Annotated in this window: 14 protein-coding genes; 4 read left to right on the top strand and 10 right to left on the bottom strand. The window is 69.7% G+C overall.

The annotated features are described in order from the left end of the window. Positions 1 to 2: 2 nt before the first annotated feature. A complete protein-coding gene (gene cseC, locus AC5L3C_RS16340; protein ID WP_493649630.1) occupies positions 3 to 1,346 on the top strand; it encodes a two-component system sensor histidine kinase CseC in 1,344 nt (447 codons plus the stop codon). Positions 1,347 to 1,413: 67 nt separating this feature from the next. Here the strand turns inward: cseC and AC5L3C_RS16345 are convergent, their stop codons facing one another. The 3 genes from AC5L3C_RS16345 to AC5L3C_RS16355 all read right to left on the bottom strand — a co-directional run bounded on the left by AC5L3C_RS16345 (position 1,414) and on the right by AC5L3C_RS16355 (position 4,045). Further along, complete coding sequence (locus AC5L3C_RS16345) at positions 1,414 to 1,857, bottom strand: VOC family protein (protein WP_493649631.1); 444 nt, start codon at positions 1,855 to 1,857, stop codon at positions 1,414 to 1,416. A 60-nt stretch (positions 1,858 to 1,917) separates the two neighbouring features. Next, positions 1,918 to 2,358, bottom strand: coding sequence for a helix-turn-helix transcriptional regulator (locus AC5L3C_RS16350; RefSeq protein ID WP_493649632.1), 441 nt, complete (start codon positions 2,356 to 2,358; stop codon positions 1,918 to 1,920). 100 nt (positions 2,359 to 2,458) lie between these two features. After that, positions 2,459 to 4,045, bottom strand: a complete 1,587-nt coding sequence (locus tag AC5L3C_RS16355; RefSeq protein ID WP_493649633.1) for an MDR family MFS transporter — start codon at positions 4,043 to 4,045, stop codon at positions 2,459 to 2,461. 138 nt (positions 4,046 to 4,183) lie between these two features. Between AC5L3C_RS16355 and AC5L3C_RS16360 the strand changes: the two genes are divergently transcribed. Beyond that, positions 4,184 to 4,792, top strand: coding sequence for a TetR/AcrR family transcriptional regulator (locus AC5L3C_RS16360; protein ID WP_493649634.1), 609 nt, complete (start codon positions 4,184 to 4,186; stop codon positions 4,790 to 4,792). On the opposite strand, the gene AC5L3C_RS16365 is transcribed toward AC5L3C_RS16360, so the two are convergent. Next, positions 4,782 to 5,501, bottom strand: coding sequence for a M23 family metallopeptidase (locus AC5L3C_RS16365; protein ID WP_493649635.1), 720 nt, complete (start codon positions 5,499 to 5,501; stop codon positions 4,782 to 4,784). The two genes, AC5L3C_RS16360 and AC5L3C_RS16365, sit on opposite strands and share 11 nt — an antisense overlap. Positions 5,502 to 5,942: 441 nt before the next feature. On the opposite strand from AC5L3C_RS16365, the gene AC5L3C_RS16370 reads away from it, so the two are divergent. Continuing rightward, complete coding sequence (locus AC5L3C_RS16370; RefSeq protein WP_493649636.1) at positions 5,943 to 6,590, top strand: HAD family acid phosphatase; 648 nt, start codon at positions 5,943 to 5,945, stop codon at positions 6,588 to 6,590. Positions 6,591 to 6,689: 99 nt separating this feature from the next. Here AC5L3C_RS16370 and AC5L3C_RS16375 read toward each other — a convergent pair whose 3' ends face one another. Next, on the bottom strand, positions 6,690 to 9,215 hold the full coding sequence (locus tag AC5L3C_RS16375) for an ATP-dependent Clp protease ATP-binding subunit (protein ID WP_493649637.1): 2,526 nt from the start codon (positions 9,213 to 9,215) through the stop codon (positions 6,690 to 6,692). 432 nt (positions 9,216 to 9,647) lie between these two features. Between AC5L3C_RS16375 and AC5L3C_RS16380 the strand changes: the two genes are divergently transcribed. Further along, entirely contained in the window at positions 9,648 to 10,433 is a 786-nt protein-coding gene (locus tag AC5L3C_RS16380; RefSeq protein ID WP_493649638.1) for an SCO3374 family protein, read from the top strand. On the opposite strand, the gene AC5L3C_RS16385 is transcribed toward AC5L3C_RS16380, so the two are convergent. The 5 genes from AC5L3C_RS16385 to AC5L3C_RS16405 form a co-directional block, all read right to left on the bottom strand. Further along, positions 10,412 to 10,747, bottom strand: a complete 336-nt coding sequence (locus AC5L3C_RS16385) for a histone-like nucleoid-structuring protein Lsr2 (RefSeq protein ID WP_037939819.1) — start codon at positions 10,745 to 10,747, stop codon at positions 10,412 to 10,414. The two genes, AC5L3C_RS16380 and AC5L3C_RS16385, sit on opposite strands and share 22 nt — an antisense overlap. Before the next feature lie 242 nt (positions 10,748 to 10,989). Continuing rightward, positions 10,990 to 11,523: an amino-acid N-acetyltransferase gene (locus AC5L3C_RS16390; protein ID WP_125504985.1), complete on the bottom strand. Its 534-nt coding sequence runs from the start codon at positions 11,521 to 11,523 to the stop codon at positions 10,990 to 10,992. 9 nt (positions 11,524 to 11,532) lie between these two features. Beyond that, positions 11,533 to 11,961, bottom strand: coding sequence for a BlaI/MecI/CopY family transcriptional regulator (locus tag AC5L3C_RS16395; protein ID WP_493649639.1), 429 nt, complete (start codon positions 11,959 to 11,961; stop codon positions 11,533 to 11,535). A 161-nt stretch (positions 11,962 to 12,122) separates the two neighbouring features. After that, complete coding sequence (locus AC5L3C_RS16400; protein WP_125504987.1) at positions 12,123 to 12,287, bottom strand: hypothetical protein; 165 nt, start codon at positions 12,285 to 12,287, stop codon at positions 12,123 to 12,125. Between the two features lie 26 nt (positions 12,288 to 12,313). Beyond that, positions 12,314 to 12,955 carry a hypothetical protein gene (locus AC5L3C_RS16405; protein ID WP_493649640.1) on the bottom strand — a complete coding sequence of 214 codons (642 nt, stop codon included), beginning with the start codon at positions 12,953 to 12,955 and terminating at the stop codon, positions 12,314 to 12,316. Between the last annotated feature and the right edge of the window lie 485 nt (positions 12,956 to 13,440).

A 13,440-nucleotide genomic window follows, 5' to 3' on the forward strand; every position in this document is an offset into this window, starting at 1 on the left:
GGATGCGTGGGGGGTATTTCCGGGACCTGGTGGCGGCGGGCGTGCGCCGGGCGGGCATCGGGGCGGGTCTGAGGTGGAAGCTCAGTGCGGCCATCGCGCTGGTCGGGGCGCTGGTGGCGGTCGTCCTGAGCCTGGTGGTGCACAACGCCGCGCGGGTGTCGATGCTGGACAACGCCCGCGACCTGGCCGACGAGCGCATCATGATCGCCCAGCGCAACTACGAGATGTCCGGGCGGCTGAACTTCCCCAACACCAAGATCGACGACCCTCAGCTGCCGCCTGAGCTGCGGGAGCGGGTCGAGGCGGGGCGGCGGGCGACCTACGTGGCCGACCGCAGCGGGTCGCCGGACATCTGGGCGGCCGTGCCGCTGAAGAACGGTCATGTGATGTCGCTGCACTCGGGTTTCACCGACCGCAGCTCCGACATCCTCCAGGACCTCGACCAGGCCCTGGTGATCGGTTCCATCGCGGTCGTGCTCGGCGGCAGCGCGCTCGGGGTGCTCGTCGGCGGGCATCTGTCGCGGCGGCTGCGCAAGGCGGCCAGCGCCGCCAACCAGGTCGCCAAGGGCGAGACGGACGTCCGGGTGCGCGATTCCATCGGCGGGGTGGTGCGCGACGAGACCGACGACCTGGCCAGCGCGGTGGACGCCATGGCGGACGCGCTGCGCCAGCGGCTGGAGGCCGAGCGCCGGGTCACCGCCGACATCGCGCACGAGCTGCGCACACCGGTGACCGGGCTGCTCACGGCCGCCGAGCTGCTGCCGCCGGGCCGCCCGACGGAACTGGTGCTGGACCGGGCCAAGGCGATGCGCACCCTCGTGGAGGACGTCCTGGAGGTGGCCCGGCTGGACAGCGCCTCCGAACGGGCCGAGCTGCAGGACATCCTGCTCGGGGAGTTCGTCGCCCGGCGGGTCGCGGCGAAGGACCCGGACGTCACCGTGCAGGTCGTGCACGAGTCGGAGGTGACCACCGACCCGCGGCGTCTGGAGCGTGTGCTGTTCAACCTGCTCACCAACGCCGCCCGGCACGGCAAGCCGCCCTTCGAGGTCACCGTCGAGGGGCGGGTCATCCGGGTGAGGGACCACGGGCCCGGCTTCCCGGAGGCCCTGCTCGCCGAGGGTCCGAGCCGTTTCCGCACCGGGAGCGCGGACCGGGCCGGGCGCGGTCACGGGCTGGGGCTGACCATCGCGGCCGGCCAGGCCCGGGTGCTGGGCGCACGGCTGACCTTCCGCAACGTACGGCCGGCCGGGGCACCGGAGGGCGTACCGGCCGAGGGCGCCGTCGCCGTGCTGTGGCTGCCGGAGCACGCGCCGACGAACACCGGGAGCTATCCCGTCCTGGCGTAGGGGCGGCGACCGGTCTCAGGCGGTACGGCCCCAGGAGAAACGGCCTCAGGAGAAGCGGCCTCTGCGGTCAGCAGGCCCAGTCCTTGTCCGTGTCGAGTCCGCCCTCGCGGCGCTGGGTGAAGGAGAACCAGTTGCCGGAGTCGTCGCGGAACAGCGCCTCGGTGCCGTACGGCCGTTCCTGCGGCTCCTGGATGAACTCGACCCCGCGGTCCTTGAGCTTGGCGTAGTCGCCGTGGATGTCGTCGGTGGTCAGCACCCCGGGGCCGAGCGCTCCCTTGGCCACCAGCGTTTTGATCATCTCGGCGGACTCGGGGTCCATGCCCGCGCCGGGCACCATCAGGGTCAGCTCGACGTCGGGCTGCTCCGGTGAGCCGACAGTGAGCCAGCGCATCCCGCCCTCGCCCAGGGTCATGTCGGTGCGGACCTCCAGGCCGAGCTTCTCGGTGTAGAACTCCTTCGCCCGGTCCTGGTCCAGGACCCAGACGGTGGAGATGGCGAGACCCTTGATCATGGTGTACTCCTGCTTCGCGGCCGCTTCTTCGGTGCTCTGTCACCGTAGGCAGCGCCACCGTCAGCGCGCTTCTCCGGAATTGCGCTGTGCCGCCGCCGTCCCGTCCGGCCCGGGCCGGTGGCCGCCGAGCCAGTGCATGGCGTAGCAGCCCGGGATCAGGGCGGCGCCGCGCCCCACGAACCGGGCGCGGTACTCACTGGGGGTGAGGCCGGTCCGGGCCTTGAACCGCGCGGAGAAGGTGCCCAGGCTGCTGAAGCCGACCAGATGGCAGATCTCCGTGACCGTCAGGTTGGCGGTGCGCAGCAGGTCCTCGGCGCGCTCGATCCGGCGGTGCGTGAGGTACTGGCCCGGGGTCTCGCCGTAGGTTTCCCTGAAGGCGCGTATGAAGTGGTAGCGCGAGTAGCCCGCGTGTGCCGCGACCGCTTCCAGGTCGAGGTCCGGGTCCGCCCAGTCGCGGTCCATCGCGTCCTTGGCCAGCCTCATCCGGCGCGCCCTGTCCATGCCCTCGATGGTGGCACGGGGGTCCGACACCGGGTCCGGGCCCGGGTACGCGGCAGGCCCCCGGAGACGCTCCTCCGGGGGCCTGCTCCGTGCTCGCTCGTCAGACGGGCTCGGTCACCGCCGCGGCCGCCGGGGCGGCGTCGTCGGCGCCCTTCCCGGCGGGTCCCTCGCCCTTGAGCGGGACCTCCTTCACGAACACGGCCGCCGCCAGCGAGATCACCGCGATCACGGCGCCCAGCAGGAACGCCGAGTGCGTGCCCGAGGACACCGCGTGCTGGTAGGCCTCACGGGCCGCCTCCGGCAGCTGGGCCAGGCTGTCCGCGTCCAGCTGGGCGGACTGCTCGGTCACCTTGGAGCCCAGCGAGCCGGCCCGCTCGGTCATGGCGTCCTGCACCCGGCTGTTGAAGAGCGCGCCCATGATGGCGACGCCGAACGAGGCGCCGAGGGTGCGGAACAGGGTGGTGGACGACGACGCCACGCCCATGTCCTTCATCTCCACGCTGTTCTGAGCGACCAGCATGGTGATCTGCATCAGGCAGCCCATGCCGAGGCCGACCACGGCCATGAAGACCCCGGAGGTGAAGCGCGAGGTCCCGGTGTCCATCGTGGACAGCAGGTACAGGCCGACGACCATCAGCGCGCTGCCGAGGACGGGGAAGATCTTGTACCGGCCGGTGTTGGTGGTCACCCGGCCCGCGACCATCGAGGTGACCAGCATCGCGCCGAGCATCGGCAGCAGCAGCAGACCGGAGTTGGTGGCGGAGGCGCCCTGCACGGCCTGCTGGTACAGCGGCAGGAAGAGCGTGGCGCCGAACATCACGAAGCCGACCATGAAGCCGATGACGGACATCAGCGTGAAGTTGCGGCTGCGGAAGATGTGCAGCGGCAGCACCGGCTCGGCGGCCTTGGTCTGCCAGAAGACGAAACCGATGAGGGAGGCGACACCGAGGCCGGTCAGCTCCATGATCTGCGCGGAGGTCCAGGCGTACTCCGTGCCGCCCCAGGTGGTGACCAGCACGATGGCGGTGATGCCGACCGTCAGCAGGGCGATGCCGAAGTAGTCGATGCCGGCCTTGGACCGCTTCTTCGGCAGGTGCAGGACGACCGCGACGGAGGCCAGCGCGATCGCGCCGAGCGGCAGGTTGATGTAGAAGGCCCAGCGCCAGCCCCAGTTGTCGGTGATGGTGCCGCCGACCAGGGGGCCGCCGATCATGGCCAGCGCCATGACGCCGGCGATCATGCCCTGGTACTTGCCGCGCTCGCGGGGCGGGATGAGGTCACCGATGATCGCCATGACGCCGACCATCAGGCCGCCGGCGCCCAGGCCCTGCACCGCGCGGAAGCCGATCAGCTCGCCCATGTTCTGCGCCATGCCGCTGAGCGCGGAGCCGATCAGGAAGATCACGATGGACGTCATGAACGTGCCCTTGCGCCCGTACATGTCGCCGAGCTTGCCCCAGACCGGAGTGGCGGCCGCGGTCGCGAGGGTGTAGGCGGTGACCACCCAGGACAGGTGCTCCAGGCCGCCGAGTTCGCCCACGATCGTCGGCATCGCCGTGCCGATGATCATGTTGTCGAGCATCGCGAGCATCATCGCGATCATGAGCGCGAGCAGGACCACCCGCACGCTGCGCGGCTGTTTGCCGCTCTCTGTTTCCGCGGCCCCCGCCGCCTCTGTCATCGCCATGGGTTTTCACTCCCCCGGCCACCGTTGTGTGGCCACCGCTACTTACTTGCCGCCCGGCTAGTTCTTACACTGGGAAGGTAGTCGCGCAACTAGCCGGGCGTCAAGTAAGTTTTTATCCAAGGCAGGTCGAGTAGGAGGATGGGCGGCACCATGGACGGCACCACACAGCGGCGCCGCGGGAACACCCGCCAGCGCATCCAGGACGTAGCCCTCGAACTCTTCGCCGAGCAGGGCTACGAGAAGACCTCACTCCGCGAGATCGCCGAGCACCTGGACGTCACCAAGGCGGCGCTCTACTACCACTTCAAGACGAAGGAAGAGATCCTCGTCAGCATCTTCGAGGATCTCGTGCGGCCGATCGAGGACCTGATCGAGTGGGGGCGCCGGCAGCCGCGCTCACTGGAGACGAAGCAGGAGATCATCCGCCGCTACAGCGACGCGCTGATGGGCGCGGCCCCCCTCTTCCGCTTCATGCAGGAGAACCAGGCCACGATCCGCGAGCTGAGCATCGGCGAGATGTTCAAGAACCGCATGCTCGGCATGCGGGACATCCTCATGGACCCGGACGCCGATCTGGTGGACCAGGTGCGCTGCGTCAGCGCCCTGTTCACCATGCACGCCGGGATGCACGTCCTGGTGGACATGGAAGGCGACCCCGAGGAGAAGCGCAAGGCCATCCTCGAGGTCGCCATCGATCTGATCACCCAGGCCCACCGGGGCTCGTCGGGCGCCCAGCTCAGAGGTTGACGCCGTTGGCGCGCAGGAACGTGGCCGGGTCGACGGCGGAGCCGTAGTTCGGGGTGGTGCGGATCTCGAAGTGCAGGTGGGGGCCGCTGGAGTTGCCGGTGCTGCCGGACTGGGCGATCTTCTGGCCGGTCTTGACGACCTGGCCGACCTTCACGTTGACCGAGGACAGGTGGGCGTACTGGGAGTACGTCTTGTTGCCGTGCTTGATGACGACGGCGTTGCCGTAGGCGGGGCCGTCGCCGGCGCCGTTGCCGCCGGCCTTGACGACGGTGCCGCCGTGGGTGGCGACGACCGGGGTGCCGGTCGGGACGGCGTAGTCCTGGCCGGAGTGCTTGGAGGCCCACATGCCGCCGTTCTGGGCGAAGCTCGCGGACAGCTTGTAGCTCTTCACCGGCGAGACCCAGGACGCCTGCTTCTTCGCGGCGGCCTTCTTGGCCGCCTGCTTCGCCTGGGCCGCCTTCGCGGCCGCGGCCTTCTTCGCCGCGGCGGCCTTCTCGGCCTTGGCGGCCTGCGTCTTCGCGGCCTCGGCCTGCGCGGCGGCCTGCGCCTGGACGGCACTCGCCGCGCCGGAGGCGGCCGTGGTGTCGACGGAGGCGACCGCGACCCCGGCCCCCAGTGCGACCGAGGCCCCCAGTCCGGCGGTCAGCACGGCCGCGCGGGTGCGGATCAGGGACGTACGGGAGGAACGGGACGTGACGCGCTCGAACATCAAAACCTCGTAAGGGAGGGGGCAGAGGAAAACCACCCGGCGGACGGGTCCGCGCCTCGGTGGCGATTCCTTGGTAGCCCCTCCGGCCATAACGGCGCAAAGGTGTGATGTACGACGATAGTTCGTACTTCTGCACTGAGATACACGTCTCTTGACAGAGCATTCTTATGGGGTGAAACCCTCATTTAGAGCTGATCGATCAGAACGGTGAGCTAAATGTCCGTTTTGCGACAAGCGTTTAGCCACTATTCCGGCTAGTACCGGACAAACCGCCTGTGCACCATGTCACCGGCGAAGGAGTTCGGCCATTCCATAAATGTGGCGCAGACCTCTAGGCGCCTACCGCCCGGTAACCCTACGGTTCACCTCGCGCCACCCTCGCAGACGAGCATGTACACGCCATGTTGGCAGCGTTACGGACGTGAGAGGACCCCCACGACTATGAGAAGCCGACACCCCTGGCTGCGCCGCGCATCGGTCACCGCCGTCTCCGCGGCCGTCCTCGTGGCCCTGGCCGCACCGGCCGAGGCCACGGCCCCCGCCCCCGCAGCGCCCTCCGGGCAGCTCGTGGCGGCGCCCGCGGCGGCAGCGGCGGACGTGGACTACGACACCTGGCAGCGGGACTGCCGGGCGGTCATGGACCGGGCCCTGCCCTATCTGAAGCAGCGGCTCGGGGACACGGCGCCGGGCGAGAAGCCGGCCCTCGTACTCGACATCGACAACACGGCGCTGGAGACCGACTTCGGGTTCAGCTTCCCGCAGCCCGCGAACAGGCCGGTCCTGGAGGTGGCGGAGTACGCCCAGGAGCACGGGGTGGCCGTGTTCTTCGTGACCGCCCGCCCGAGCATCATCCACTGGCCCACCGAGTACAACCTCGACCACGCCGGCTACGAGTCCGCGGGCCTGTACGTGCGCGGCTTCGTCGACCTGTTCCGGGACGTGGCCGAGTACAAGACGGCCCAGCGCGCCGACATCGAGTCGAAGGGCTACACGATCGTCGCGAACATCGGCAACAGCGCCTCCGACCTGTCCGGCGGGCACGCGGAGAAGACGTTCAAGCTGCCGGACTACGACGGTCAGCTGTCCTGACACGGCTCCGGTGGCGGCACCGGGCCGCGACGCGGAGAAGGGTCTGCCCCGGGACGTGTGTCCCGGGGCAGACCCTTCTCGTACGGTCGGACGCGGTGGTTACGCGTCCTTGCTCAGGTTCGGTCCGGCGCCGCCGGCCGCCTGCTCGATCGGCGGGACGTCGGGCAGGGCCGACTTCTCCTCACCGCGGAAGGTGAAGGTCGCGCTGTCGCCCTCGCCCTCCGTGTCCACGACCACGATGTGACCGGGGCGCAGCTCGCCGAAGAGGATCTTCTCCGACAGCGAGTCCTCGATCTCCCGCTGGATGGTCCGGCGCAGCGGCCGGGCGCCCAGAACGGGGTCGTAGCCCCGCTTGGACAGCAGCTCCTTGGCGGACTGGGAGAGCTCGATGCCCATGTCCCGGTCCTTCAGGCGCTCGTCCACCTTGTCGATCATCAGGTCGACGATCCGCAGGATGTCGTCCTGGCTGAGCTGCGGGAAGACGACCACGTCGTCGACGCGGTTGAGGAACTCGGGCCGGAAGTGCTGCTTGAGCTCGTCCTGGACCTTGTTCTTCATCCGCTCGTAGTTGGTCTTCGTGTCACCCGCGGCGGCGAAGCCGAGGTTGAAGCCCTTGGAGATGTCCCGGGTACCGAGGTTGGTCGTCATGATGATGACCGTGTTCTTGAAGTCCACGACCCGGCCCTGGGAGTCGGTCAGGCGACCGTCCTCCAGGATCTGCAGCAGCGAGTTGAAGATGTCCGGGTGGGCCTTCTCGACCTCGTCGAAGAGGACGACCGAGAACGGCTTGCGGCGGACCTTCTCGGTGAGCTGGCCGCCCTCTTCGTAGCCCACGTAGCCGGGGGGCGAACCGAAGAGACGCGAGACCGTGTGCTTCTCGCTGAACTCCGACATGTCGAGGGAGATCAGCGCGTCCTCGTCGCCGAAGAGGAACTCCGCCAGCGCCTTCGACAGCTCGGTCTTACCGACACCGGACGGACCGGCGAAGATGAACGAGCCACCCGGACGCTTGGGGTCCTTCAGACCCGCACGGGTACGGCGGATCGCCTTCGACAGCGCCTTGACGGCGTCGTTCTGGCCGATGACCCGCTTGTGGAGCTCGTCCTCCATGCGCAGCAGACGGCTGGACTCCTCCTCGGTGAGCTTGAAGACCGGGATGCCGGTGGCGGTCGCGAGGACCTCGGCGATCAGGTCGCCGTCGACCTCGGCGACGACGTCCATGTCGCCGGCCTTCCACTCCTTCTCCCGCTTGGCCTTGGCGGCCAGGAGCTGCTTCTCCTTGTCGCGCAGGGAGGCGGCCTTCTCGAAGTCCTGCGAGTCGATCGCGGACTCCTTGTCGCGGCGCACGCCGGCGATCTTCTCGTCGAACTCGCGCAGGTCCGGCGGCGCGGTCATCCGGCGGATACGCATCCGGGAACCGGCCTCGTCGATCAGGTCGATCGCCTTGTCCGGCAGGAAGCGGTCCGAGATGTAGCGGTCCGCGAGCGTCGCCGCCTGGACCAGGGCCTCGTCCGTGATGGAGACCCGGTGGTGCGCCTCGTAACGGTCGCGCAGACCCTTGAGGATCTCGATCGTGTGCGGCAGGGACGGCTCGGCGACCTGGATGGGCTGGAAGCGGCGCTCCAGGGCCGCGTCCTTCTCCAGGTGCTTGCGGTACTCGTCCAGCGTGGTCGCACCGATGGTCTGCAGCTCGCCGCGGGCCAGCATCGGCTTGAGGATGCTCGCCGCGTCGATGGCGCCCTCGGCGGCGCCCGCGCCGACCAGCGTGTGCAGCTCGTCGATGAACAGGATGATGTCGCCGCGGGTGCGGATCTCCTTGAGCACCTTCTTCAGGCGCTCCTCGAAGTCACCGCGGTAGCGGGAGCCGGCGACCAGCGCACCGAGGTCCAGGGTGTAGAGGTGCTTGTCCTTGAGGGTCTCGGGCACCTCGCCCTTGACGATGGCCTGCGCGAGGCCCTCGACGACGGCGGTCTTGCCGACGCCGGGCTCACCGATCAGGACCGGGTTGTTCTTGGTACGGCGGGACAGCACCTGCATGACCCGCTCGATCTCCTTCTCGCGCCCGATGACCGGGTCGAGCTTGGACTCACGAGCGGCCTGGGTGAGGTTCCGGCCGAACTGGTCGAGGACCAGGGACGTGGAGGGCGTGCCCTCGGCAGGACCGCCGGCGGTGGCGGTCTCCTTGCCCTGGTAACCGGAGAGCAGCTGGATCACCTGCTGCCGCACGCGGTTGAGATCGGCGCCCAGCTTGACCAGGACCTGGGCGGCGACGCCCTCGCCCTCACGGATCAGGCCGAGCAGGATGTGCTCCGTGCCGATGTAGTTGTGGCCCAGCTGAAGGGCCTCGCGGAGCGACAGCTCCAGGACCTTCTTGGCACGGGGGGTGAAGGGAATGTGCCCGGACGGGGCCTGCTGGCCCTGGCCGATGATCTCCTCCACCTGCTGGCGGACCGCCTCGAGCGAAATCCCGAGGCTCTCAAGGGCCTTGGCGGCGACACCCTCACCCTCGTGGATCAGGCCCAGGAGGATGTGCTCGGTGCCGATGTAGTTGTGGTTGAGCATCCGGGCTTCTTCCTGAGCCAGGACGACAACCCGCCGCGCGCGGTCGGTGAACCTCTCGAACATCGTTAATCGCTCCTCAGAGCGGTCAGGCAGTGGGGGGAACTTCCCCTCCCTGTCCTTCCGCAGCTTAGTCCCGCAAGCGGGGACCGCTCATTCCAACTGCCGACACCGTCGATGGCCTCCTGACCCCGCTCACGCCGACATCTGCTCCAACCCGATGGTGCGAGACGATGTTCCCGCAGGCCAGACAGTTACCCCCATCGCCAGTACGCCCATGGCGAACGGGAGACGTGCCGCCCTGCGTGTCGCCCCCTCCCACTAGGGATGTCTTACCCGCTGCTACGGACAGTCCATGCCGAGTGCACGGGTTCCCTCCGCTACGGGCGAACAACCTTGTGCCTCCCCGCACCCCCTCGCGCCCCCTTGTTCGACACTCTGTGCTCATGCGTGGAAACCCAGCGTAACTCGCGAGTGCTTCCGGTGGTTGCGCGGGGCATGGCGTCGAGTGACGGCGGGCGGGGCGGAAACGGGCCGGGCGACGACGAGGTGCGTCTCTGGTACGAGGACGTCCTGGGCTGGCCCACGGTGCCCGCGGAGCGCGGGCGGACCGGGCAGCGCGGGCGGACCGGGCAGCGCGGGCGGACCGAGCAGCGCGAGCAGCGCGGGCCGTCCGTGCGGCTCGCCGTGGGGGTGCGGTTCGACGTCCTCGACGTGCCCGCGGAGGCGGGGGCCGCGGCGCTGGCCCGGCTGGAGGGCCGGGGGCGTCGCGGGGGCAGGCCCGTGGGGTTTCCCGTCGCGCTGTGCGGCGGCCGGATGCTGCTGCTGGTGGCCGCGGGCAGCGCGGCGGAGCTGCCGGGGCTGCTGGAGTGGCTGGAGTGGGGGGCGCCGCTGGAGCTGGACCTGATGGCCGTGGGGGCCGGCGGGGTCATGGAGGCTCCCCTGCCGCTGTCCGTCGGCTCCGGTGCGGGCGTGGGTGCGAGTGCGGGCGCGCCTGATGTGGGTGCGGGCGCGTGGGCGGGTGCTGGCGCGGGGGCCGCCAGGGGTGGTTCGCAGGGGGCCGCCGTGTGGCTGCGGCCCCCCGGGCCGGAACGCGGGGCCGAGGCCTCGCTGCCGACGCTGTCGGCGATGGGTGCGAGGGATGCTCTGGGGGACTGTGACAGCCCCCCGGACCTCGCGCGGGTGGTGAACACGGTGGCCACGCAGGTCCACCGCGTCCGGCTGCGGCGCGCTCGCGCGGCAGCCGCCGTACGGGCCGACGCTCAGCCGTTGGCCTTCTCGTAGGCCTCGCGGATGGACGCCGGAACACGGCCGCGGTCGTTGACCTCGTATCCGTTCTCCTTCGCCCAGGCGCGGATCGCCGCGGTGTCCTGGCTCCCGCCGGAAGAAGCACGGGCCTTTCCGCGCCCGCCCGAAGCGCGGCCCCCGGTGCGACGACCGCCCTTCACGTAAGGCTCGAGAAGGCCACGGAGCTTGTCCGCATTGGCGGTGGTGAGATCGATCTCGTACGTCTTGCCGTCCAACGCGAACGTGACGGTCTCGTCCGCCTCGCCGCCGTCGAGGTCGTCGACAAGAAGGACCTGAACCTTCTGTGCCACCGGATTTCCTTTCATCGATAACTTGAGGGTCGGGGGTGCCGGCGTCCGCCGTATCGCCGCCCCTTGTTATATGCAGTACTGCAGTACTCCGGAAAGCAAACCGCTTTTGCCGTAAAAACACAAACCCCTGGCGGAGACCCGCTCCCCGGGCCCGGCTCGGAAACATGCGCGTTTCGGACATAGGGAACCGCTGGGGAACCGCTGGGGAAGCCCTGCGGAACCGCCGCGGAACCCTCCGCAGATCACAGATGCAGAAGCATCCGGCTGTTGCCCAAGGTGTTCGGTTTCACGCGTTCGAGACCGAGGAACTCCGCGACGCCCTCGTCATAGGAGCGCAGCAACTCGGCGTACACATCCCTGTCGACGGGCGTCTCCCCGATCTCCACGAAGCCGTGCTTGCCGAAGAAGTCCACTTCGAAGGTCAGGCAGAATACGCGCCGAACACCGAGCCAGCGGGCGGTCTCCAACAACTTCTCCAGCACCCGGTGGCCGACGCCGGCGCCCTTCAGGCCGGGCTTCACGGCGAGAGTGCGCACTTCCGCGAGGTCTTCCCACATCACGTGCAGGGCGCCGCAGCCGACCACCTCGGCGTTGTCGTCCCGTTCCGCGACCCAGAACTCCTGGATGTCCTCGTAAAGCGTCACCGTCGCTTTGTCGAGCAGGATGCCGCCGCGGACGTAGGTGTCGAGGAGACGGCGTACGGCGGGCACATCGCTGGTGCGGGCCCGTCGGACGGTGATGGCATTTGCGGTGACTTCGGGGCTGTCTGCTGACATGAGCGGACGCTATCGTCCGGCGCGGTCCTCGGTGGAGCCGGGGTTCTCGTCCGAGTCCCGGTTCTCGTCCGAGCCTCGGTTCTCGTCCGAGCCCCGGTTCTCGTCGGAGGTTTCCGGGAGCTGGACGATCCGTACCGCGTCCGTGAGAGCCTGGCGCTGTTCCTCGCTCATCATGCCGAAGAAGGCGACGAGAGCGGCGGCGGCGTTGTCACTCTGCGACCACGCCTCGTTCATCAGGGCCGCCGCGTAGGCGGCGCGAGTGGAGACGGCCTCATATCGATAGGCCCGGCCTTCGGCTTCTCGGCGCACCCAGCCCTTCTGATGGAGATTGTCCAGAACGGTCATCACCGTGGTGTACGCGATGGACCGTTCCTTCTGCAGATCTTCCAGGACTTCCCGAACGGTCACCGGCCGGTTCCACTTCCACACCCGCGTCATGACCGCGTCTTCGAGTTCTCCCAATGGGCGAGGCACAGCTTCGACGATAGTGCGGGATCTTGGTAATGGCGTGCCGGAAGGGGGCCCGAGGGGGCAAATGCGCACAAAAGGGACGTACGACGGTGTGTCGTACGCCCCTCAGGTGCGGGCCGTGTACCCCGTCAGGCCTCGTTCTTGGGCGCTTCGGCCCTTGCGAGGGCGGCGTCGACGGCGGCGTCCTCCTTGGCCTTGTTGGCGCCGCCCTGGGTCTTCACGATCACCCTGATCACGGCGATGAAGAGGACGGCCATGACGGCCGGGGGGAGGAGCGCGGAGACGTAGTCCATGAATCCAGGGTAGCCAGGGTGGGCCGTCAGCCCGCGGCCAGGTGCTCGTCGGGTGGTGGCGGCGGCGTGGGCTTGCGGCGGGGGAAGACCTCGCCGGGGGTGGGGATGGGGCGGGGGGTGGGCTTGGGGGTGCCTGGGGCGGGGTGGGGGGTGGGTGCGGGGGCCGGGCTGGGGTTGGGTGCGGGGTGCGGGCCGGCGGGGCCCTCCTCGGGCTTCTTCTCTTTCTTCTCCTGCTGCTGGTCCCGGTCCCGGTCCCGGTCTGCGGCGGTGACTTCCCTGCCGCCGGGGAGGGCGGTGAGGCGGGTGCGTTCGCAGTGGCGCAGGAGGGTGACGGCGGTGGGGTTGCCGCTCAGGGCGCGGAGGGCGGCCAGATCGTCGGGGTGGGGGCGGTATCCGGCGCCCAGCGCCTCCTCCAGGAGCGTGAGGTAGCCAGCGGCGGTGCCGGGGAGGGCGGCGCGGTAGCGGCCGAGGTCAGCCAGGAGGAAGGCGCGCAGCCTGGCACTCTCCCGCGTCGCCTCGTCGAGGGAGTCGGCGAGGTGGAGACAGTCCTGGACGTCGTCGGCCGAGGCGGGGGTGGGGTGCAGGGCGAGGGCGAGAGCGCGGCGGAGCACGCGCAGTTCCTCTGCGCCGAACGCCATGCCGCCGCGGGATCCGTAGGGCGTGGGCATGCTGCGACGATACGCGCTAATCAGACAAACACCGTGTATGGGGTGCAGGTGTGGCGTGCGGCGCCACCCGGGTGGGTGGGATGCCTGCGGCGCAGCTGCGGGTGCGGTGGGGGTGCGCGTAGCGCCCACGGCGGGTGGGGGTGCGGGGCCGGGTCGGGGGTGTACGTCCTCGGACTGGCGCGATTGAGCTTGCTGGTGGGGCTGAACGGCGCGGACGCGCCAGCCACTGCGGGCGCACACCCCCGCCCCGTCCCCTCCCGCCACCGGCGAGTGCCGCACTCCCCGACCTGCGCGCCGCCACTCCCCGCGATCCGCGCCGCCGCTCCCCGCCCTCCGCGCGATCCGCGCGATCCGCGCGATCCGCGCCATCCGCGCCATCCGCGCGAGGCGCGCCATCCGCGCCATCCGCGCGAGGCGCGCGAGGCGCGTGAGCCGCATGAGGCGCGTGAGCCGCATGAGGCGCGTGAGCCGCATGAGGCGCGTGA

This window comes from Streptomyces speibonae (assembly GCF_984686075.1).

Coding starts and splice junctions, on each gene's coding strand:
- AC5L3C_RS16370 (WP_493649636.1), top strand. CDS start 5,943: ATGAGAAGCCGACACCCCTGGCTGCGCCGCGCATCGGTCACCGCCGTC.
- AC5L3C_RS16345 (WP_493649631.1), bottom strand. CDS start 1,857: ATGATCAAGGGTCTCGCCATCTCCACCGTCTGGGTCCTGGACCAGGAC.
- AC5L3C_RS16360 (WP_493649634.1), top strand. CDS start 4,184: ATGGGCGGCACCATGGACGGCACCACACAGCGGCGCCGCGGGAACACC.
- AC5L3C_RS16405 (WP_493649640.1), bottom strand. CDS start 12,955: ATGCCCACGCCCTACGGATCCCGCGGCGGCATGGCGTTCGGCGCAGAG.
- AC5L3C_RS16350 (WP_493649632.1), bottom strand. CDS start 2,358: ATGGACAGGGCGCGCCGGATGAGGCTGGCCAAGGACGCGATGGACCGC.
- AC5L3C_RS16375 (WP_493649637.1), bottom strand. CDS start 9,215: ATGTTCGAGAGGTTCACCGACCGCGCGCGGCGGGTTGTCGTCCTGGCT.
- AC5L3C_RS16365 (WP_493649635.1), bottom strand. CDS start 5,501: ATGTTCGAGCGCGTCACGTCCCGTTCCTCCCGTACGTCCCTGATCCGC.
- cseC (WP_493649630.1), top strand. CDS start 3: ATGCGTGGGGGGTATTTCCGGGACCTGGTGGCGGCGGGCGTGCGCCGG.
- AC5L3C_RS16390 (WP_125504985.1), bottom strand. CDS start 11,523: ATGTCAGCAGACAGCCCCGAAGTCACCGCAAATGCCATCACCGTCCGA.
- AC5L3C_RS16380 (WP_493649638.1), top strand. CDS start 9,648: ATGGCGTCGAGTGACGGCGGGCGGGGCGGAAACGGGCCGGGCGACGAC.
- AC5L3C_RS16400 (WP_125504987.1), bottom strand. CDS start 12,287: ATGGACTACGTCTCCGCGCTCCTCCCCCCGGCCGTCATGGCCGTCCTC.
- AC5L3C_RS16355 (WP_493649633.1), bottom strand. CDS start 4,045: ATGGCGATGACAGAGGCGGCGGGGGCCGCGGAAACAGAGAGCGGCAAA.
- AC5L3C_RS16395 (WP_493649639.1), bottom strand. CDS start 11,961: ATGACGCGGGTGTGGAAGTGGAACCGGCCGGTGACCGTTCGGGAAGTC.